Annotated in this window: 18 protein-coding genes; 10 read left to right on the top strand and 8 right to left on the bottom strand. The window is 68.1% G+C overall.

Translation table 11 applies throughout. The features are described 5' to 3' along the window. Nucleotides 1-417 precede the first annotated feature (417 nt). Entirely contained in the window at nt 418-1,620 is a 1,203-nt protein-coding gene (locus G6N60_RS03290; RefSeq protein WP_163732501.1) for a fatty acid desaturase family protein, read from the top strand. On the opposite strand, the gene rfbA is transcribed toward G6N60_RS03290, so the two are convergent. After that, complete coding sequence (gene rfbA, locus G6N60_RS03285; protein ID WP_163732498.1) at nt 1,532-2,395, bottom strand: glucose-1-phosphate thymidylyltransferase RfbA; 864 nt, start codon at nt 2,393-2,395, stop codon at nt 1,532-1,534. The genes G6N60_RS03290 and rfbA overlap by 89 nt on opposite strands. 23 nt (nt 2,396-2,418) lie before the next feature. Continuing rightward, nucleotides 2,419-3,078, bottom strand: a complete 660-nt coding sequence (locus G6N60_RS03280; RefSeq protein ID WP_246240272.1) for a hypothetical protein — start codon at nt 3,076-3,078, stop codon at nt 2,419-2,421. Between the two features lie 469 nt (nt 3,079-3,547). Here G6N60_RS03280 and G6N60_RS03275 point away from each other — a divergent pair, with 469 nt between their 5' ends. The 5 genes from G6N60_RS03275 to G6N60_RS03255 are packed head-to-tail and all read left to right on the top strand — an operon-like array spanning nt 3,548 to nt 9,180. After that, nucleotides 3,548-5,191, top strand: a complete 1,644-nt coding sequence (locus G6N60_RS03275) for an ABC transporter substrate-binding protein (RefSeq protein WP_163732496.1) — start codon at nt 3,548-3,550, stop codon at nt 5,189-5,191. 41 nt (nt 5,192-5,232) lie between these two features. Beyond that, the gene (locus G6N60_RS03270) at nt 5,233-6,225 is read left to right on the top strand and encodes an ABC transporter permease (RefSeq protein WP_163743388.1); all 993 of its coding nucleotides are present in this window, start codon (nt 5,233-5,235) and stop codon (nt 6,223-6,225) included. A gap of 2 nt (nt 6,226-6,227) precedes the next feature. Further along, a complete protein-coding gene (locus tag G6N60_RS03265; RefSeq protein WP_163732493.1) occupies nt 6,228-7,190 on the top strand; it encodes an ABC transporter permease in 963 nt (320 codons plus the stop codon). Next, nucleotides 7,187-8,188: an ABC transporter ATP-binding protein gene (locus G6N60_RS03260; RefSeq protein ID WP_163732491.1), complete on the top strand. Its 1,002-nt coding sequence runs from the start codon at nt 7,187-7,189 to the stop codon at nt 8,186-8,188. Before G6N60_RS03265 ends, G6N60_RS03260 begins: the two co-directional genes overlap by 4 nt. After that, complete coding sequence (locus G6N60_RS03255) at nt 8,185-9,180, top strand: ABC transporter ATP-binding protein (protein WP_179969632.1); 996 nt, start codon at nt 8,185-8,187, stop codon at nt 9,178-9,180. Before G6N60_RS03260 ends, G6N60_RS03255 begins: the two co-directional genes overlap by 4 nt. A gap of 5 nt (nt 9,181-9,185) precedes the next feature. Here the strand turns inward: G6N60_RS03255 and G6N60_RS03250 are convergent, their stop codons facing one another. The 3 genes from G6N60_RS03250 to G6N60_RS03240 form a co-directional block, all read right to left on the bottom strand. Further along, nucleotides 9,186-9,587: a PASTA domain-containing protein gene (locus G6N60_RS03250; RefSeq protein WP_246240270.1), complete on the bottom strand. Its 402-nt coding sequence runs from the start codon at nt 9,585-9,587 to the stop codon at nt 9,186-9,188. A gap of 13 nt (nt 9,588-9,600) precedes the next feature. Continuing rightward, complete coding sequence (locus G6N60_RS03245; RefSeq protein ID WP_163732481.1) at nt 9,601-9,876, bottom strand: hypothetical protein; 276 nt, start codon at nt 9,874-9,876, stop codon at nt 9,601-9,603. A 130-nt stretch (nt 9,877-10,006) separates the two neighbouring features. After that, on the bottom strand, nt 10,007-11,830 hold the full coding sequence (locus G6N60_RS03240) for an Hsp70 family protein (protein WP_163732478.1): 1,824 nt from the start codon (nt 11,828-11,830) through the stop codon (nt 10,007-10,009). A gap of 207 nt (nt 11,831-12,037) precedes the next feature. Between G6N60_RS03240 and G6N60_RS03235 the strand changes: the two genes are divergently transcribed. Then, the gene (locus G6N60_RS03235) at nt 12,038-12,496 is read left to right on the top strand and encodes a nuclear transport factor 2 family protein (RefSeq protein WP_163743385.1); all 459 of its coding nucleotides are present in this window, start codon (nt 12,038-12,040) and stop codon (nt 12,494-12,496) included. Nucleotides 12,497-12,498: 2 nt separating this feature from the next. Here the strand turns inward: G6N60_RS03235 and G6N60_RS03230 are convergent, their stop codons facing one another. Next, nucleotides 12,499-13,161 carry a L,D-transpeptidase family protein gene (locus tag G6N60_RS03230; RefSeq protein WP_163743383.1) on the bottom strand — a complete coding sequence of 221 codons (663 nt, stop codon included), beginning with the start codon at nt 13,159-13,161 and terminating at the stop codon, nt 12,499-12,501. Between the two features lie 119 nt (nt 13,162-13,280). Here G6N60_RS03230 and G6N60_RS03225 point away from each other — a divergent pair, with 119 nt between their 5' ends. Continuing rightward, nucleotides 13,281-14,771 carry a bifunctional phosphatase PAP2/diacylglycerol kinase family protein gene (locus tag G6N60_RS03225; protein WP_163732475.1) on the top strand — a complete coding sequence of 497 codons (1,491 nt, stop codon included), beginning with the start codon at nt 13,281-13,283 and terminating at the stop codon, nt 14,769-14,771. Here G6N60_RS03225 and G6N60_RS03220 read toward each other — a convergent pair. Continuing rightward, nucleotides 14,725-15,405, bottom strand: a complete 681-nt coding sequence (locus tag G6N60_RS03220; protein ID WP_246240267.1) for a phosphatase PAP2 family protein — start codon at nt 15,403-15,405, stop codon at nt 14,725-14,727. The genes G6N60_RS03225 and G6N60_RS03220 overlap by 47 nt on opposite strands. A gap of 236 nt (nt 15,406-15,641) precedes the next feature. On the opposite strand from G6N60_RS03220, the gene G6N60_RS03215 reads away from it, so the two are divergent. Next, nucleotides 15,642-17,243: a purine-cytosine permease family protein gene (locus tag G6N60_RS03215; RefSeq protein ID WP_197746972.1), complete on the top strand. Its 1,602-nt coding sequence runs from the start codon at nt 15,642-15,644 to the stop codon at nt 17,241-17,243. A 44-nt stretch (nt 17,244-17,287) separates the two neighbouring features. Further along, nucleotides 17,288-17,770: a hypothetical protein gene (locus tag G6N60_RS03210; protein ID WP_163732466.1), complete on the top strand. Its 483-nt coding sequence runs from the start codon at nt 17,288-17,290 to the stop codon at nt 17,768-17,770. A 69-nt stretch (nt 17,771-17,839) separates the two neighbouring features. Here the strand turns inward: G6N60_RS03210 and G6N60_RS03205 are convergent, their stop codons facing one another. After that, the gene (locus tag G6N60_RS03205; RefSeq protein WP_170312542.1) at nt 17,840-18,238 is read right to left on the bottom strand and encodes a YchJ family protein; all 399 of its coding nucleotides are present in this window, start codon (nt 18,236-18,238) and stop codon (nt 17,840-17,842) included. Between the last annotated feature and the right edge of the window lie 20 nt (nt 18,239-18,258).

The following is an 18,258-nucleotide window of genomic DNA, read 5'->3' as shown; positions in this document are numbered from 1 at the left end:
CTTTCGTCGACTGACGGCAATCTCGCGGGGCGCTACCTCACGTCGTGGCCGCGTCCTCGTCGTCGTCGGTGCTCGGGAGGGCCTGCGCGCCGGGGGTGGCGGGGGTCGTCAACACTTCCTCGGTCTCGTCCTTCGGCTCCTGAGATGTCATGGCGGGTCTCGCTTTCTGCTGGTCGCGGTGGGAGCGCCGTGACATTTGCGAAGAAGAATGTAACAGCACCCAAGGCCTTCTACCCGCATCGCGCATGGCGCAATCGCGGCCTGCGGGGCAGCCGAGCGAACCTATAAGCTGGCTGCACACCCCACGGGCAGGAAACACCCACCCTGCATCCGCGTCTTGCGCCCTGACCCTGCCGATTCGCAGACCCCACGTCGACCGACGGGGGCCGTCCGAACCGACAGAAACCTCGATACGTCATGGCCATCTCCGATGTCGCCGCATACGCCCACCTGAGCGAGTCCGACCTGACCGCCTTCGCCGCCGCCCTCGACGACATCCGCCGCGACGTCGAGGACAGCCGCGGCGCGCGCGACCGCACCTACATCCGCCGGACCATCGCCGCGCAGCGCTGCCTCGAGGTGGCCTCCCGGTTGGCGATCACCGGGTCCACCGGCAGGCGCGGATGGTGGCTCGGCGTCCTCGGCCTGGCCGCCGCCAAGAGCATCGAGAACATGGAACTCGCCCACAACATCGGCCACGGCCAGTGGGACTGGATGAACGACCCGGAGATCCACTCCACGACGTGGGAGTGGGACATGGCGGGCCTGTCGTCGCACTGGCGCTTCTCGCACAACTACCGCCATCACGTCAACACCAACGTCCTCGGCGTCGACGACGACCTCGGCTACGGCGTCATGCGGGTGAGCCGAGACCAGGAGTGGAAGCCCAGCTACCTGTTGCAGCCCCTGCGCAGCCTGCTCCTCGCCGCCACCTTCGAATGGGGCATCGCCCTGCACGACCTCTACTCCGAGCTGGAGCGCGCCGACACCGACGTCGAGCGGTCGGCTCAGCGAAAGGCGCTGCTGCACAAGGTCGGTCGCCAGATGACCAAGGACTACCTGATCTTCCCGGCGCTGAGCCTGCGGCGGTGGCGTCGCGTACTCGGCGCCAACGTGGTCGCCAACAGTCTGCGCAACGTGTGGGCCTACGTCGTCATCTGCTGCGGCCACTTCGCCGACGGCGCAGAGACGTTCGACCCGGCGACGCTCGTGAGCGAGACCAAGCCGGAGTGGTATCTGCGACAGATGTTGGGCAGCGCCAACTTCGACGCCGGGCCGGTGATGGCGTTCATGAGTGGCAACCTCTGCTACCAGATCGAGCACCACCTGTTCCCCGACCTGCCGAGCAATCGCCTGGCCGCCATCTCACGTCGGGTGCGCGCGCTGTGCGCGGAGTACGAACTGCCCTACACGACGGGACCGCTGCTGACGCAGTACCTGCTGACGCTGCGCAACGTGTTCGTCCTCGCCCTGCCCGACCGGTTCACCACCCGCAGGAACCGAAAGGCCTTGGCGGACAGCCGTTTCGATGCTACTGCTCCAGTAGCTCCAGCAGGTAGGCACCGTATCCCGACTGCACCAGTGAGCGTGCCCGCGCTGCCAGCTGGTCATCGTCGATGAACCCGCGACGCCAGGCCACCTCCTCCGGAACGCCGATCTTCAGGCCCTGCCTACGCTCGATGGTCCTGACGTAGTCACTTGCATCGAGCAGTGAGTCGAACGTGCCGGTGTCCAGCCACGCGGTCCCGCGCGCTAGCACCTCCACCCGCAGCCGCCCCTGCTCCAGGTAGGTCCGGTTGATGTCGGTGATCTCGAATTCCCCACGCGCCGAGGGTCGCAACGAGCGGGCGATCTCGACGACGTCGTTGTCGTAGAAGTACAGTCCGGGCACCGCGTAGTGCGACTTGGGGGCGAATGGCTTCTCCTCCAGCGACAGCGCCCTGCCGTCGTCGCCGAACTCGATGACGCCGTACGCCGAGGGGTTCGCCACCCAGTAGGCGAAGATCGCCCCGCCGTCGACGTCGGTGAAGCGCGTCAGGCTGGTACCGAGCCCGGGGCCGTAGAAGATGTTGTCGCCCAGCACCAATGCGACCGAATCGCCGCCGATGTGATCCGCGCCGACGACGAACGCCTGGGCGACCCCGTCGGGCCGGTCCTGGACGGCGTAGCTGATGCTGGTGCCGAACGCCGAGCCGTCGCCAAGCAACCGGGTGAACGCCTCGACGTCGGTGGCCGTGGTGATGACCTGGATGTCGCGGATCCCCGCCATGATCAGCGTGGACAGCGAGTAGTAGACGAGCGGCTTGTCGTAGACGGGAAGCAGCTGCTTGCAGACCCCCATCGTGATCGGGTAGAGCCGGGTGCCGGCCCCACCGGCCAGGATGATTCCCCTCATGCGAGCACCCTCGGTGGCCGCGACTAGCCCTGGCCCTGCCCGTTGCCGCCGCCGCCACCGGGGAACTGCCGCTGCCGATCCCGGGTCTGCGTCACCGTCTGCGTCACGGTGCTCGTGCTGGTGCTCGTCGACACCGTGGTGCTGGTGCTGGGCTCGGTGGTCGTCGTGGTGGTGGTCGGGCTGTCGGTGGTCGTGGTGGTCGTCGGCGAATCCGTGGCCGAGCTCGGCTGCTCGGTCTGGGTCACGGTCTCCTGGCCCCCGCCGCTACCACCGGGTGCCGGCGCCTCGGAGTTGCCCGCCGACGTCGACGGCGCGGCGGTGCTGGACGTAGTCGACGTGCTGGACGTCGACGACGTCGAACTGGAGCCGTTGCCACCGGTCAGCGAGACCACGCCGTAGACGATCGCGGCGATGAGGATGACGGCGATGGCGCCGAGGCTGACCAGTCCCGCCGGGGTGCGGTACCAGGGGGTCTTGGGCGGCGGCTGCTGTCCATAGCCGGGTTGTCCATAGCCGGGCTGTCCGTAGCCGGGCTGCGGGTCGTAGCCGCCGTAGTTCGCGTACTGGGTGGGTTCGCTGTAGGCCTGCGGATCGCTGCGTGGCTGGCGTCCGTACTGCGTCGGCTCGCTGTCGGAGTAGTACGGGTCGTCTGGGGGTCCACCGGGACCGTCGTTACGCGCCACGGGGTTCGATGCTAACGGAGTCCGCTGCCGCGCCCGCGGCGCCGAGCCGTGGGTGTCGGCTCGGGTCGCCGGGCCGACATCCCCGACGCGGGCACCGATTTTCGAGGTTTCCCCGGTTGGCTCCGCTCCGAGGACGGCCCGCTACTTCGGGCGGTTTGCTAGCAGTGGTGTCAATTTTCCGGTGAACAGGTCCCGCAGCAGGAATAATTCCGGTCCGGCTGCAGCGGTCCACGACCCGGTCGCCGCCGTTCAGCAACCGCGGGAGAAGTCGCTTCGCGCACACAAGAGGCATACCGCGTTCAGAGAAACCGCAGGTGGGACGCCTGCCGGTCCGCGCCGGACCGCTCATCCCGAGTTGCCGTCCGCCGGATTTCGTAAAAGATGCAATGGCACCCCGACAGGTGGCGTACAGGTATGGCACGCCGCCGGGACCCGCACCGGACACTCACGACCACACCAAGGGATACAGATGAGGACATTGCGCAAGGCGGTGACCGTTGGCGTCGTCGCGGCGCTGGCCACTTTCGGAGTCGCGGCCTGCGGGGGTGACTCCGGCAGCACCGGCGGCGGGGGCGGAGGCGGCGAGATCAACGTGTCGATGACGTCGTTCCCCGACTACGTCGACCCGCAACTGTCCTACACGGTGCAGGGCTGGGAAGTCCTCTACAACGCCTACACGCCCCTGCTGACCTACCGGCACGCCAAGGGCCAGGACGGCACGAAGGTGGTGCCCGCGCTCGCCGAGGCCATGCCGGACATCTCCCCCGACGGCAAGACCTACAAGCTCAAGCTCCGTCCCAACATGAAGTACTCCGACGGCACCCCCATCAAGGCATCGGACTTCACCTACGCGATTCAGCGGCTGTTCAAGGCGAATTCGGGTGGGTCGGTGTTCTTCAACGGCATCGTCGGCGCCACGGACTACGCCGACGGCAAGGCGCCCACGATCTCCGGCATCACCACCGACGACGCGACCGGCGACATCACCATCGCCCTGACCGACGCCAGCGGAACGTTCGAGAACGTGCTCGCGCTGATGTTCGCCGCACCCGTGCCACCGAGCACCCCGCTGGACAAGGACGCGACGAACACCCCGCCGCCGTCGAGCGGGCCGTTCATGATCTCGAAAGTCGATGCGCCGCAGTCGTTGACGATGGTGCGCAACCCGAACTTCAAGACCGTCAAGGACGCCGGGGCGACGGAGGTCGCCGACGCGCAGGTCGACAAGATCACCGTGACCCAGAACAAGAGCAACTCCGCCCAGGTGACGGGGGTCGAGCAGAACACCATCGACTTCATGGCCGATCCGCCCGACGCCGACCGCCTGGCCGAGGTCAAGGCGAAGTTCGGCGATCGGTTCCGGCTCGACGAGTCGATCAACACCTACTACTTCTTCATGAACAACAAGAAGGCGCCCTTCAACGACATTCGCGTCCGCCAGGCCATCAACTACGCCATCGACCCGGAGGCACTCAACCGCGTCTTCGGCGGTCGTCTGCACCCCACGCAGCAGATCCTGCCCCCCGGCATGCCCGGCTACGAGGAGTACCACCCCTACCCCTATGACCTGGCCAAGGCCAAAGCGCTGCTGGCGCAAGCCAACCCAGCGGACAAGGACATCACCGTCTGGACCGACGACGAGCCCGAGCGCAAGCGCATCGGCGAGTACTACCACGACCTGTTGACCCAGCTGGGCTTCAACGCCACCCTCAAGGTGGTCGCCGGCAACGTCTACTTCGCGACGATCGGGAACACGTCGACGGCCGACCTCGACACCGGTTTCGTCGATTGGTTCCAGGACTACCCGCATCCCGACGACTTCTTCCGGCCACTGCTCAACGGCGCCAACATCCTGCCGACCAACAACAGCAACTACTCGCAGGTCGCGATCCCGCAGAACGACGCCACCATGGATCGCCTGTCGAAGGTGCAGCTGTCCGACGACGTCGAGAAGCAGTACGCAGCACTGGACAAGGCCTACATGGACCAAGCCGTCTGGGCGCCGTACGGCAACGAGGAGCGCAGCACGTTCGTCTCCGATCGCATCGACTTCGACAAGACGAGTCCGCATCTCGTGTTCACCCAGGACTTCTCCGCGTTCGCCCTGAAGTGAGCGTCCCGACCAGCGACGTCGACACGGCGGGCGTTCCCCCGGTGCCCGTCGGCGTCGCCTCCGAGGCGGTCCGCGGTCGCAGCCCGTGGTATCTCGCGTGGGTGCGGTTGCGCCGCAACAAGATAGCGCTGGGCTTCGGCGTGCTCTTCGTCGCCGTGGTCGTGCTGTGCCTGGCCGCTCCCCTGTGGGCCGACCACGTCGCCCACACCGGACCCGACGAGAACCACATCACCGACCGGATCCTGGTCGACGGCAAGGAGACCTACGTCGTGTCTCCGGACGGCACCCCGCTCGGACCGGGCCTGCACGGACGCTTCCTGCTCGGCGCCGACCAGAACGGCCGCGACGTCATGGTCCGGCTGCTCTACGGCGGGCGCACGTCGATCTTCATCGGCGTGGCCGCGGCACTCGTCACGACCGTGTTGGCGGTCCTGGTCGGACTGCTGTGCGGCTACTATCGCGGCTGGCTGGACGCCATCCTGTCCAGGGTGCTCGACGTGGTGTGGGCGTTCCCAGTGCTGCTGCTGGGCATCGCACTCGGGACGACGCTGGCGCTCGGCGGGCTCAAGGTCGGGGGTCTCGCGATCTCCGGTGACTCGCTGTGGATTCCGATCATGATCATCGGGCTGGTGTACGTCCCGTACATGGCCCGACCGATCCGCGGTGAGATCCTGGCGCTGCGGGAGAAGGAATTCGTCGAGGCCGCCGTCGCGCAGGGCAAGGGACCGATCCGGATCATGATCTCCGAGCTCCTGCCCAACGTGGTGTCGACGATCATCGTCTTCTTCACGCTGAACATCGCCAACGACATGCTGTTGGAGTCGTCACTGTCGTTCCTGGGAGCCGGCGTGCGCCCACCGAGCGCATCCTGGGGCACGATGATCGCCGACGGGTATCAGAACATCTACACCGCACCGCATCTCACGATCGTGCCCGGCTTCATGATCGTGGTCACGGTGTTGTCGCTCAACGTGTTCGGCGACGGTCTTCGGGACGCGCTGGATCCGCGGGCCAAGATCCGGTTGGAGCACTAGCCGTGGTGCGCTTCGCCGTCCGCCGACTCATCGGCATGGCCGCCGTCCTCTTCGCGATCTCGGTCATCGTGTTCCTGATCTTCAACGTCATCCCGAATTCCGATCCGGCGCAACGCATTGCGGGCAAGAACGCCAACCCGGCGCTGATCGCGAGGGTGCGGGCGGACCTCGGCCTCGACCAGTCCCTGCCCGTGCAGTACCTGACGATGATGAAGCGGATCTTCACCGGCACGCTCACGTCGTATGCCAGTTCGCAGAACGTCGGCGACCAGATCTGGAAGGGGCTGCCCGCGACGCTGTCGCTGTGCATCGGCGCGGCGCTGCTGTGGATGACGCTGGCGGTCGTATTCGGGTACCTCAGCGCGGTGCACGCCGGCAAGTTCACCGACCGCACCCTGACCATCCTGTCGCTGGTCGGCATCTCGGTGCCGGTGTTCTGGTTGGCCGCCATCCTGCTCTACTACTTGAGCTTCAAGGCCCAGATCTTTCCGACCAGTAGTTACGTCCCGCTGACCAGGAATCCGGGGCAGTGGGCGTATCACCTGATCCTGCCGTGGATCACGCTGGCGGTGCTGTTCGTCGGGTTCTACAGCCGCGTGCTGCGGTCCAACATGCTCGACGTGATGAACGAGGACTACGTCAGGACCGCACGCGCAAAGGGCATCAGCGAGCGGCAAATTCGCATCAAGCACGTCCTGCGCAACTCGATGATTCCGGTCGTCACGCTGTTCGGCCTGGACTTCGGGGCGGTCGTCGGCGGCGGCGCCATCCTCACCGAGACGGTGTTCAACATCAACGGCGTCGGTCTCTACGCGGGCCAGGCGATCGGCAGTCTCGATCTACCACCGCTGATGGGCGTCACCATGTTCGGTGCGTTCTTCATCGTGCTCTTCAACACGGTCGTCGACGTGCTCTACGCGTTCCTCGACCCACGCATCCGACTCGGCGAGGCGGCCCCCGCATGATCCTGTCCGTACGCGACCTCAGCGTCAGCTTCGCCACCGACGGCGGCGTCGTCCGCGCAGTCGAGCGGGTCTCCTTCGAACTCGACACCGGCGAAATCCTCGCCGTCGTGGGCGAGTCGGGCTCCGGCAAGAGCGTGACCGCGCAGACCATCCTGGGCCTGACGCGGGCCCCCAACGCCACGATCACCGGTGCGGTCGAGTTCGACGGCCGTGACCTCACCCAGCTCGACGACGAGCAGCTGCGCGACGTCCGGGGCAAGCGCATCGCGATGATCTTCCAGGATCCGATGACCTCGCTGAACCCCGTCTACCGCGTCGGTGACCAGATCGTCGAGATGATCCGCGCGCACCGCAAGGTGGGCAAGCGGGAGGCCCAGGAACAGGCGGTGGAACTGCTTCGCTCGGTCGGGATCCCGAATCCCGAACGGCGCGTTCGTGATTACCCGCACGAGTTCTCCGGCGGCATGCGGCAGCGCGTGATGATCGCGATGGCGCTCGCACTGGACCCCGACGTGCTGATCGCCGACGAGCCGACCACCGCGCTCGACGTCACGGTGCAGGCGCAGATCCTGCGGCTGCTCGACACGTTGAACAGGGAGCGCGGCCTCGCGGTCGTCCTGATCACCCACGATCTCGGCGTGGTCGCCGAGATCGCCGACCGGGTGGCGGTGATGTATGCCGGACAGATCGTCGAGGACGCCACACTGGAGAACCTGTTCTACGACCCACAGCACCCCTACACCTGGGGGCTGCTCGGCTCGCTGGCCCGACTCGACCAGCCGCGGCCGGTACGGCTGGCCCAGATCGCCGGGGCCCCACCGTCGCTGCTGAATCCCCCGACGGGATGCCGCTTCGCGGCGCGCTGTCCCCACGCGTTCGACACATGCGCGGAGCCACCCCCGCTGGTGGACGGCAACCGGTGCTGGCTGGATCCGGCGGACAAGCGCCGACTGCGCGACGTCGACGGCCACATCGGACTCCGGAAGGCCGCCTCGTGAGTGAACCGCTGCTCGAGGTCACCGATCTCGTCAAGCACTTTCCGGTCAAGTCGGGTGTCGTCGTGGACCGCGTCGTCGCCCACGTGAAGGCCGTCGACGGGGTCAGCCTCTCGATCGCCGAGGGCGAGACCCTGGGCCTCGTCGGTGAATCCGGTTGCGGCAAGTCCACTTTGAGCCGGGCCATCCTGCAGCTGACGGCGCCGACGTCGGGTTCGGTGCGGTTCCTGGGCGAGGAGCTGGTCGGCCGGTCGCGCCGCAGCCTGCGCCCGGTGCGTCGCCAGATGCAGATGATCTTCCAGGATCCGTACGCGTCGCTGAACCCGCGCAAGCGCATCGGGCAGATCATCGGCGAACCCATCGAGCTGCACGGGCTGGCCGGCGGGCGGGACGTCCACCGACGGGTGCAGGACCTGCTGGACCGCGTGGGGCTCAGTCCCGAGCACGCCGACCGCTATCCCCACGAGTTCTCCGGCGGGCAGCGACAGCGGATCGGCATCGCCCGCGCGCTGGGGTTGCAACCGAAGCTGATCATCGCCGACGAGCCCGTCTCCGCACTCGACGTGTCGGTGCAGGCGCAGATCGTCAACCTGCTCAAGGACCTTCAGGAGGAGTTGGGTCTGTCGTACCTGTTCGTCGCGCACGACCTCGGCGTCGTCAGGCACGTCTCGGATCGGGTGGCCGTCATGTATCTCGGGCGGATCGTCGAGAGTGCGCCCGCGGCGGAGCTGTATGACCGTCCGCTGCATCCGTATTCGAACGCGCTGCTGTCCGCGGTGCCCATCCCCGACCCGCGGCAGAACGTCCAGCGGGAGCGGCTGGTGCTCGAGGGCGACGTGCCCAGCCCGATCGATCCCCCGTCGGGTTGCCACTTCCACACCCGGTGCCCGTGGGCCACGCAGGTGTGCGACGACGACGATCCCCCGTTGGAGGAACTACGGGAGGCGCACGTCGCCGCCTGTCACCATCCGCGAAACCTGGTGCCGCAGAACTAGTTCGGTCAGCTGGCGGGGGCTGCCGCGGATGCCGACGCGGCCGCGGCCGACGACGACGCGGCGGCTGCGGCCGCCTTGCCCTCGGGGCTGCCCGCCGAGAAGCCCGGCGCCTTCGCCGATGCTTCGCCCGAGTCGCAGTTCAACGAAACCAGCAGCTGGCTCGTCGGTGATCCCGCGCTGTTCTCCGGCGCCGGGACCGTGCGGGCCACCGTGTTGGTGACGACGCAGTCAGGGCGTTCCTGCCGGTCGCCGACGACGGTCGACACCACCGGGGTCAGGCCCGCGCCGCTGATCGCCGTCTGGGCGTCGCTGTACTTCTGCCCGACGACGTCGGGCGACGACGATGCCTGCGCGACGCCTGCACCGAACAGCATTACCGCCGATGCCGTGAGGACCGTTCCCGCCATGACTCGTCGCATGTCAGCCTGCGCTGCCGCTTGGAACGGCCTTCGCGGTCGCCTCGATCGACGGGGGTGCCGTCCAGGTCGCCGTGGCGCCCATGTTCATGCCGCCGGCCGTCGGCTGGACGTAGGTGGTGTTGGCCGGGGCGTCGCCCGACCCTGCGAGGTCGACCCCGCGTGGATCATCGTGGGCCAAGCCGACGCTCAGCGCACCCAGCGAGACGAACGCAGCCGCCCCGACGATTCCCAACGTCCTCGTGCGCAGACGCATCGCCCGCGATCTTCCATCAGCCATGCCACGATGGTGGACTGTCTAACCTGGGAAACGCTGGATTCCTTCTGTGACATTCCTTGTCGTCTGGGAGCGCTCACAGGTTGGGGCTGAGAGGCACAGCGAATCATCGGGCGCTTCGCACGTTCGGTGATCAGTACGGATATCGGCCCGGCTGCTGGTAGGCGGGGGGTTGGTAGGGCTGATACGGCGAGTTTGGCTGATAAGGCTGATAGGGCTGGTACGGAGTCGAGGTCGCCGGAACCTGGATGGGTATTGGCACCGGCACGAACGGGACTGTGATGTAGCTGGTGGTCATGGTCGGCGTGCTCGACGTCGTGGTCTCGGTGGTCGTCGTGGTCTCGGTGGTGGTCGGCGTCGTCGTGGTCGGCTGCGTCGTGGTGGTCGTCGTGGTCTGGGTGGTGGTCTTGGTCGTGGTCACCGGACGCTCGACGGTGACCGTCTCGGTCGAGGGCGGAGGCGGCGGCGGAGGTGGTGCTTCGCTGGTCACGGGGGCGACGCTGGGTGGCGGCGCGGCGGTGGTCGGCGGCGGCGGCGGTGGCTGCGGGCTGGTCGGTCGCGGCGCGGGTGGCGAGGTGGCGGTGACGGGCGCCGTCTTCGGCGTCGGGGTGGTGTCCTCGGTCGAGCTGGTCAGTGCGATCGCCACGCCGCCGACCGCGATCAGCGCGATCACCGCGGCCACCCCGAAGATCAACAGCGGAACGCGCTGCCACGTGTGCGGTTCGGGCTCCTCCTGCCGCGGCCGGTACTGGGTGACCACCCGGGTGGTGCTGGAGTCGGCATAGGGGTCGGCGTACGGGTCCTCGCCCGTATAGGGGGCGGGATCCCCGATGGTGTCGTCGTCCTGCGACCACGCCAGCGCGCGGAACGTCGACGAGTCCGGCGCCGCGGCGTTGGCGGCGGTGAGCACGTTGGCGGCCGTCGGCTCGCCGACGCCCGGGAGGGGGACGGGAGCCATGCCGGTCTGCGCGTCGGCATCGGCGCCGTAGGCCGCGAAGAGGGCGGCGCCGACGGCGGCGTCGAGCGCGGGGTGCGGTGTCGTGACGAAGGGCCTGCGGTCGGACTCGGACAGCGTGCTGGCCACCAGCGGGATGCGTGCGCCGCCACCCACGGCCACCACCGCGGAGACGTCATCCTTGGCAATCCTGTTGCGCGCCAACGATTCATCGAGTTCGGCGAGCACGGCCGCCAGGGGCTCGGCCAGCAGACCGTCCAGGTCGTCGCGCGTGACGCGTACCGTCGAGCGGTGTCCGGGCAGTTCGACGCGGACGTCGGCGGCCTGCGCCTCGGACAGTTCCTCCTTGGCCTGCCTGCACTCCTCGCGCAGTCTGGTGAGCGACGCGACCGACGCCGTACCCGCCGGGTCGACGTCGGTGGTGAGACTCTCGAGCACGTGCGTCACGAGGGCCTGGTCGATCTGGTCGCCGGAGAACTCCGTCATGCGGATCGTCTCGATCGGCTCGAAGGACGCGGCCGCGTCGGCGAGGGTCAGGGTGGTTCCGCCGCCGCCGAAGTCGAGCAGGGCGACGACGCCGTCACTCGGCAACCCGGGATTGGTCGCCAGCGCCGTCAGCGAGGCCACCGCGTCGGAGATCAGCCGCGCAGGGACGCCGTTGGGGGCGAGGCTGGTCTTGGCGCGCATCGCGTCGCGCAGCGAGCGCAGCGTGGCCCCGTTCCAGTGCGCGGGGACCGCCACGGCGAGCTGTGCCGTCGCCCCGGCGTCCTCCCCGCGCGCCTCGACGATCATGGCGTCGAGCGCCTCGACCATCAGGACGTCGGCGCGGTAGGCCGAGCCGTCGGCCGCGATCATGGGCACCGGGTCGCCGACGCGGTCGACGAAGCCGCGGAACGTCTGCCCGGAAAGCGGCAGCACGGACCGCCGCGTGACGGGTGGGTTGCCGACGACGGCCGCGACCAGGTTGGTCGTCCCGATCGACAACCCCAACGGATCGCTCATGACGCTCACCACGATAACCCCGTGCCCGGGGGCGGCGGCTCAGACACTCCGCGGCTCCGTCATCGAACAGCGTTCTGCCAGCTAGGTTTTGGCTGTGCGTAGCGTTTGAATCGTCCTCAGGATCGGGCCGACGATTTGACGTATCCGTCAGGCGCAGTCCCCGCGGATCGCCATCCCAGCGCGCGCCACTGTGTTTCGATGACGGTCATGGGTGACATCGAGGACATTCAACGGGTCAAGTACCGGTATCTGCGCGCGCTGGACACCAAGCACTGGGACGACTTCGCCGACACGCTCACCGAGGACGTCGTGGGCGACTACGGCGAATCGCTCGGCGAGGAGCACCACTTCACCGACCGGGCGACGCTGGTCGAGTTCATGCGCAGTTCGATGCCTGCCGACGTCATCACCGAACACCGGGTGACGCATCCCGAGATCGACGTCGACGGCGACGAGGCGACGGGCATCTGGTACCTCCAGGACAAGGTCATCGTGCCGAAGTTCGACTTCCTGTTGATCGGCGCGGGCTTCTATCGCGATCGGTACCGTCGGACCGCCGACGGCTGGAAGATCAGCGTCACCGGCTACGACCGCACCTACGATGCGTCGCTGTCCACCGCCAGCCTGGGCTTCAAGGTGAAAGCCGGTCGCGCAGCGGCGAATTGACGCTACTTCGAGATGGCGATCACGGCGCCGGGGCGCAGCCACTCGATGATGCTCACCAACGTGTGATCGTCGATCGACACGCAGCCGGCCGTCGGCCCGCCGTCGGTGGTGTGCAGGAAGAACGCGCCGCCGTTGCCGGGGACCCGCTGCTCGTTGACCCCCATCACCACCGCGTGCTCGTACTGCGGGATGTCGAGGTTCTCGGTGCCGCTGCTCGGATCGGTGTCGAACGGGCACTGCGCCTTCTTGCAGACCTGCATCGTGTTGTAGGTGGGGCTCTTCATGTCCCCGTCCCACCAGTGGTCCCGGTCCACCTGCACGTACTGAAGACCCCCGCCGGGGTTGGGCGCCGTCCCGAAGGCGAAGTCGAGGGAGAAGACGCCCATCGGCGTCAGCATCTGGCCGTCGTGGGTCTGGGGCGCCATGCCCGCCGACCCGACGTGGGCCGGTATCCCCGCGGCGACGGCCTGCCACCCCGCCGACGTCCGCTGGTAGACGTCGACCTTCGCGTTCGAACCCCCAACGCCCACAACGGAAATCACCTGATTGGCCGCGCCGACGCTGGGCGCGAACCACGGCACCAGCTCGGCACGGGCAGTGGGCGGCAGAGGCGCGACGACGAAACCCGCGACCACCGCGCACAGCACGATCAGCAGTCGGCGCACCACTCAACGTCACCACGTGGCCTGCATCAAGGTCAAGTAAAGGTTTAGCATCATCGGTCCGCCGTCCGGGAACGAGTCGCCCCGCCAGCCCGTCACCCCCCGCGGCTAGGTTGAACGGCATGAAGCTTTTTCCCAGGGAGCGACGTCAGGGCATCCGCCAGATCGGCAAGGGCCTCGGCACGCTGGACCGCGAGGTCTTCGAGGCCATCGCCGAGTCTCCGAGCCCGCTGCTGGACGGCTTCATGCCGAAGCTGACGGCGGCCGCCGATCACTCCAAGCTCTGGCTGGCGATCGCGGTCGCCCTCGGAGCCACCCGTCGCAAGTCGGTACAGCGCGGTGCGGGCCGGGGCGTGGCGTCGCTGGCCGTCACCAGCCTGGTGACCAATCAGCTCGCCAAGCGGGCCTGGAAGCGGCCCCGCCCCAACTTCACCCCCGTTCCCGTCATCCGCAGGTCGCGGCGGATGCCGACGTCGAACTCCCTGCCGTCGGGCCATTCGGCCAGCGCCGCGGCGTTCGCCATCGGCGTCGGCCTCGAGAGCGCCCCCGTGGGCCTCGGCCTGGCGCTCCTGGCCGGGATGGTCGGGGTGTCGCGGGTGGCCACCGGCGCGCACTACCCCGGTGACGTGCTGGCGGGATTCGGCGTCGGCGCGGCGGTCGCGGTGCTCGGCGGCAAGATCGTGCCGCCGATCGTCGAAGCCCGCATCCCCGTCGCCGACCCGCTACGCGTCGACACCCCGCCGCGCCCCGAGGGCGAGGGCGTCGTGCTGGTCATCAATCCGACGTCGGGGGGCGGAACCGGCGCGCGGGTCCTGGCCGAGGCGCGCAAGGCGCTGCCGAAGATGGAGATCGTCGAGCTCGACGAGGACGACGACCTGGAAGACGTCCTGCGGTCGGCGGCCGGACGGGCCGAGGTCCTCGCGATCGGCGGCGGTGACGGCACGGTGGCCGCGGCGGCCGGGGTGGCCCTGGCCACCGACCGCCCGCTGGCCGTGTTCGCCGGTGGCACGTTCAACCACTTCGCCAAGGACATCGGGTGCGAGGCCGTCGCCCAGACCGTCGCCGCCATCCGCGCCGGGGAGGTGAGTTGCGTCGACGTCCTGCGGCTCAACGAGACCGGAACCGTCATCAACACCGCCAGCATCGGCGCGTATCCCGCGTTCGTGCAGACCAGGGAGAAGCTGGAACACAAGATCGGCAAGCCGCTCGCCGGGGCCTATGCCATGTTCCACACGCTGCGGCGCAGCGATCCCGTGCGCATCTCCTATGACAACAAGACCCTCGGAACGTCGCTGTTCTTCGTCGGCAACTCGTCCTATCTCCCGTCGGGGTTCGCTCCGGCACGGCGGCTGCGGATGGACGACGGGTTGATCGACGTCCGGATCCTGGAGACCGAGCGGCGCTTCGCCACGGCCCGCATCCTGACGTCGCTCGTGCTGGGCCGCCTCGTGCGCAGCCCGCTCTACCACGAACTGCGGGTGCCCGAGTTCCGGTTCACCGCGGTCGACGGACCGACCCTGCTGGCGCGCGACGGCGAACTGTCCGACGAGGTGGCCGAGGCGAGCTTCAGCGTGCGCTACCGGGCCCTGCAGGTGTTTCGTCCGGTGCCGTGAGCCGCGGGCGTCCCAGCACCGCGAGACACAGCACGACCCAGAGGTAGCCGAGGGCCCAGCCGGCCACTACGTCGGACAGGTGATGGACGTTGAGGGCGACCCGGCCGGCGCCCACCGATAGGACGAGCAGGCACCCGAGGCCGATCGTCCAGCGCCGCCCCGCACGGCCGAGTACAGGCAGCAGGACCAGCCACGCCACCAGCGTGACGATCATCGTGCCCACGGCGTGGCCGGAGGGGAACGAGGTGGACGCGGCGTGCACGAGCTCGGTCGCGGGCCGAGGCCGGTCGGCGAGTCGCTTGGCCGTCTCGGCGACCACGGCGGACAGCTCCACGGTGGCGAAGAGGAACAGCGCGAGTCGGATTCGGCGGCGCACCAGCGCCAGCACGACGAGGCCGAGGGTCAGGGCGCGAAAACTCAGGGGTGAGAACACCGAGCACCACACGTTCCAGAACGTCACCCAGCCGTGGTGGGCCACGCCGATCCGGTAGGCGGGGCGCAGGGTCGCGGCGTCGGTGGCAACGACCCAATGCCAGCCCTGTGACCAGCCGACCCACATGACGGCATACACCGCCCCGGCGAGCACGGCCGACCACAGCCCGCCGCGCGCCACCCGGACATCGCCTCGAATCACGTGTAACACCATCCTCACCGGTAACGATCACACCAGTAGCGCCCGCGCTGCCACCACAACCCCGACTCTTGGTGGCAGTGCGGGCCACATTGCTTCCGGTGGGAACACGGTCGTCACGAGTTGGAAACAACCCCGTCTTAGCTTTGCTACCCATGACGCAAGAGCTCAACCGGGATCCTGACGGCCCCGGCACGCCCGCCACCGCCGAGGTCGACCCCGACGCCAGCCTCGACCAGATGACGGCCACCAAGGAAACCTTGGAGGACTACACCCTGCGGTTTGCGCCGCGCAGCTACCGCAAGTGGTCCACCCGCGTGGTGGGCATCTCGGCCCTCGGCGGCATCGCCTACCTCGCCGACTTCGCCATCGGCGCCAACATCGGCATCTCCTACGGCACCACCAACGCGCTGTGGGGCATCTTCATCTTCGCCGTCGTCATCATGGCAACGGGCTTCCCGGTGGCCTACTACTCGGCGCGCTACAACATCGACCTCGACCTCGTCACCCGCGGCAGCGGCTTCGGCTACTACGGGTCGGTGGTCACCAACGTCATCTTCGCGACGTTCACCTTCATCTTCTTCGCGCTCGAGGGCTCGATCATGGCCCAGGGCCTGCAACTCGGCCTCGGCATTCCGCTGTGGATCGGCTACGCGACGTCGACGATCATCATCTTCCCGCTCGTCATCTACGGCATGAAGGTGCTGTCCACGCTGCAGGTGTGGACCACCCCGCTGTGGCTGATCCTGATGGTCGCGCCGTTCGTCTACCTCGTCATCAGCCATCCCGAGTCGGTCAGCTCGTTCTTCGCCTACCAGGGCGAGAAGGGCGTGCACGGCTTCGACATCGGCTCGACGCTGCTCGCCGCGGGCGTCTGCCTGTCGCTCATCGCGCAGATCGCCGAGCAGAACGACTACCTGCGCTTCATGCCGCCGCAGACGCCCGAGAACAAGCGCAGCTGGTGGACGTGGCTGTTCCTGGCCGGCCCCGGCTGGGTCATCTTCGGCGCCATCAAGCAGGTCGTCGGCCTGTTCCTGGCCGTCTACCTCATCGCCAACGTCGCCGACGGCGCGGGCATCGCCAACCAGCCCGTGCACCAGTTCCTGGAGATCTACAAGAACTTCCTGCCGAACTGGCTCGCCCTGACGCTGGCCGTCTGCCTGGTGGTCATCAGCCAGATCAAGATCAACGTCACCAACGCCTACTCCGGTTCGCTGGCGTGGACCAACTCGTTCACCCGCGTCACGAAGACCTACCCCGGTCGCCTGGTGTTCCTGGCCTTTAACCTGCTGATCGCGCTGGTGCTGATGGAAGCGAACATGTTCAGCTTCCTCAACACGATCCTCGGGTTCTACGCCAACTGCGGCATGGCCTGGGTGGTCGTGGTCGCCTCGGACATCGTCTTCAACAAGTACCTGCTGAAGCTGTCGCCGAAGGTGCCCGAGTTCCGCCGCGGCATGCTGTACGACTTCAACCCGGTGGGCTTCGGCTCGATGCTCATCGCGGCGGGCGTGTCGATCATCGCGTTCTTCGGTGGACTCGGCTCGGCGATCACGCCCTACTCGCCGCTGGTCGCCATCGGCTTGGCCCTGGTGCTCCCGCCGATCATCGCCGTCGCGACCAAGGGCAAGTACTACCTGCGTCGCACCGACGACGGCATCGACCTGCCGATGTTCGACGAGCTGGGCAACCCGTCCGGCGAGCATCTGCGGTGCCACGTCTGCCACCATGAGTACGAGCGGCCGGACATGCTGAAGGCGGCGAACGTCGAGGGCTACATCTGCTCGCTGTGCCTGTCGACCGACAAGTCCGGTGAGAACGTGCTGCCCGCGCAAACCTAGATCGCACCGCAGGAAGACGGCCCCAGCCGATAACCTCGTAGGCCATGGCCGTCTTCCTGCGCAAGATGCTCGGCATCGGGCAGTTGCCCGACGACATGCGCGCCCAGGTCGAGGCCGAGGGCGTGCTCCTGCTCGCCGAGTTCGTCCCCGTCACCTACCGCTTCTCCGGCCACGTGCCGGGCAAGGTCGCCAAGGGGAACCTGGCCAGCTACGTGGGCGCGCTGGCGCTGACCAGGCAGCGGGTGCTGGCCACGCTGTCCTCGGTACCCAAGAAGGCGGCCCGGTCGGCGGACCACCGGTGGGACGCCCCCGAGGGCACCATGGTCGACGCCACCCTCGACGAGTCGGGCCTGCTGCTCGACGTGCCCGACATGTCGGCCGTCGATCCCAACTTCTCGGGCTCGGTGTCGCTGCACTACAAGGCGGCGCTGAGCGCCGAGGTGCTCGCCGCCCTCCCCCAGCGCACGTTCGCCTTCGACGTGCCGCCGAAGTTCGTCTACTCCGTGTGCGGCGTGCCCGTCCGCTGATCGTCGAGACTGAATCTCACGACGCAGAACCCACGTCGTGCGTCGTGAGATTCAGTCTCGGCGCGCCGGTCAACCGTCGACGTAGACCCAGCGGCCCGCCCGCCGCGCGAAGCGGCTGCGTTCGTGCATCGCGTCGGGGCGGCCGTCCTGCACGAAGTGCGCCGTGAACTCCACCACCCCGTGGTCGTCGTCGACACCGCCCGCCTCGACGTCGGTGATCTCGAGGCCGGTCCAGACGACGTCGGAGTCGGTGGTCACCTCGGCCGGACGCGTCCGTGGATGCCACGTGCGGAACAGGTAGTCGGCGTCACCGCGGGCGTACGCCGCGTAACGCGAGCGCATCAGCGCCTCGGCCGTCGAGGCCTGCCGCTCGCCGTGATGCAGGGGACCGCAGCACGCCGCGTAGCCGGCGCCGCTGCCGCACGGGCACGGCACCCCGAAGGCGGCGGTCCCCGCGGAGTTCGGCACGCGCCGATCATGCCTCAGGA

The sequence above is a fragment of the Mycolicibacterium madagascariense genome (genome assembly GCF_010729665.1).
Classification (GTDB): domain Bacteria; phylum Actinomycetota; class Actinomycetes; order Mycobacteriales; family Mycobacteriaceae; genus Mycobacterium; species Mycobacterium madagascariense.
This window is presented reverse-complemented; position numbering and strand designations above follow the sequence as displayed.

What these genes read in the sequence shown, in the direction of transcription:
- G6N60_RS03235 (WP_163743385.1), top strand. Translation starts at nt 12,038, where the DNA reads ATGGGTGACATCGAGGACATTCAACGGGTCAAGTACCGGTATCTGCGC.
- G6N60_RS03250 (WP_246240270.1), bottom strand. Translation starts at nt 9,587, where the DNA reads ATGGCGGGAACGGTCCTCACGGCATCGGCGGTAATGCTGTTCGGTGCA.
- G6N60_RS03215 (WP_197746972.1), top strand. Translation starts at nt 15,642, where the DNA reads ATGACGGCCACCAAGGAAACCTTGGAGGACTACACCCTGCGGTTTGCG.
- G6N60_RS03225 (WP_163732475.1), top strand. Translation starts at nt 13,281, where the DNA reads ATGAAGCTTTTTCCCAGGGAGCGACGTCAGGGCATCCGCCAGATCGGC.
- G6N60_RS03240 (WP_163732478.1), bottom strand. Translation starts at nt 11,830, where the DNA reads ATGAGCGATCCGTTGGGGTTGTCGATCGGGACGACCAACCTGGTCGCG.
- G6N60_RS03210 (WP_163732466.1), top strand. Translation starts at nt 17,288, where the DNA reads ATGGCCGTCTTCCTGCGCAAGATGCTCGGCATCGGGCAGTTGCCCGAC.
- G6N60_RS03290 (WP_163732501.1), top strand. Translation starts at nt 418, where the DNA reads ATGGCCATCTCCGATGTCGCCGCATACGCCCACCTGAGCGAGTCCGAC.
- rfbA (WP_163732498.1), bottom strand. Translation starts at nt 2,395, where the DNA reads ATGAGGGGAATCATCCTGGCCGGTGGGGCCGGCACCCGGCTCTACCCG.
- G6N60_RS03260 (WP_163732491.1), top strand. Translation starts at nt 7,187, where the DNA reads ATGATCCTGTCCGTACGCGACCTCAGCGTCAGCTTCGCCACCGACGGC.
- G6N60_RS03275 (WP_163732496.1), top strand. Translation starts at nt 3,548, where the DNA reads ATGAGGACATTGCGCAAGGCGGTGACCGTTGGCGTCGTCGCGGCGCTG.
- G6N60_RS03245 (WP_163732481.1), bottom strand. Translation starts at nt 9,876, where the DNA reads ATGGCTGATGGAAGATCGCGGGCGATGCGTCTGCGCACGAGGACGTTG.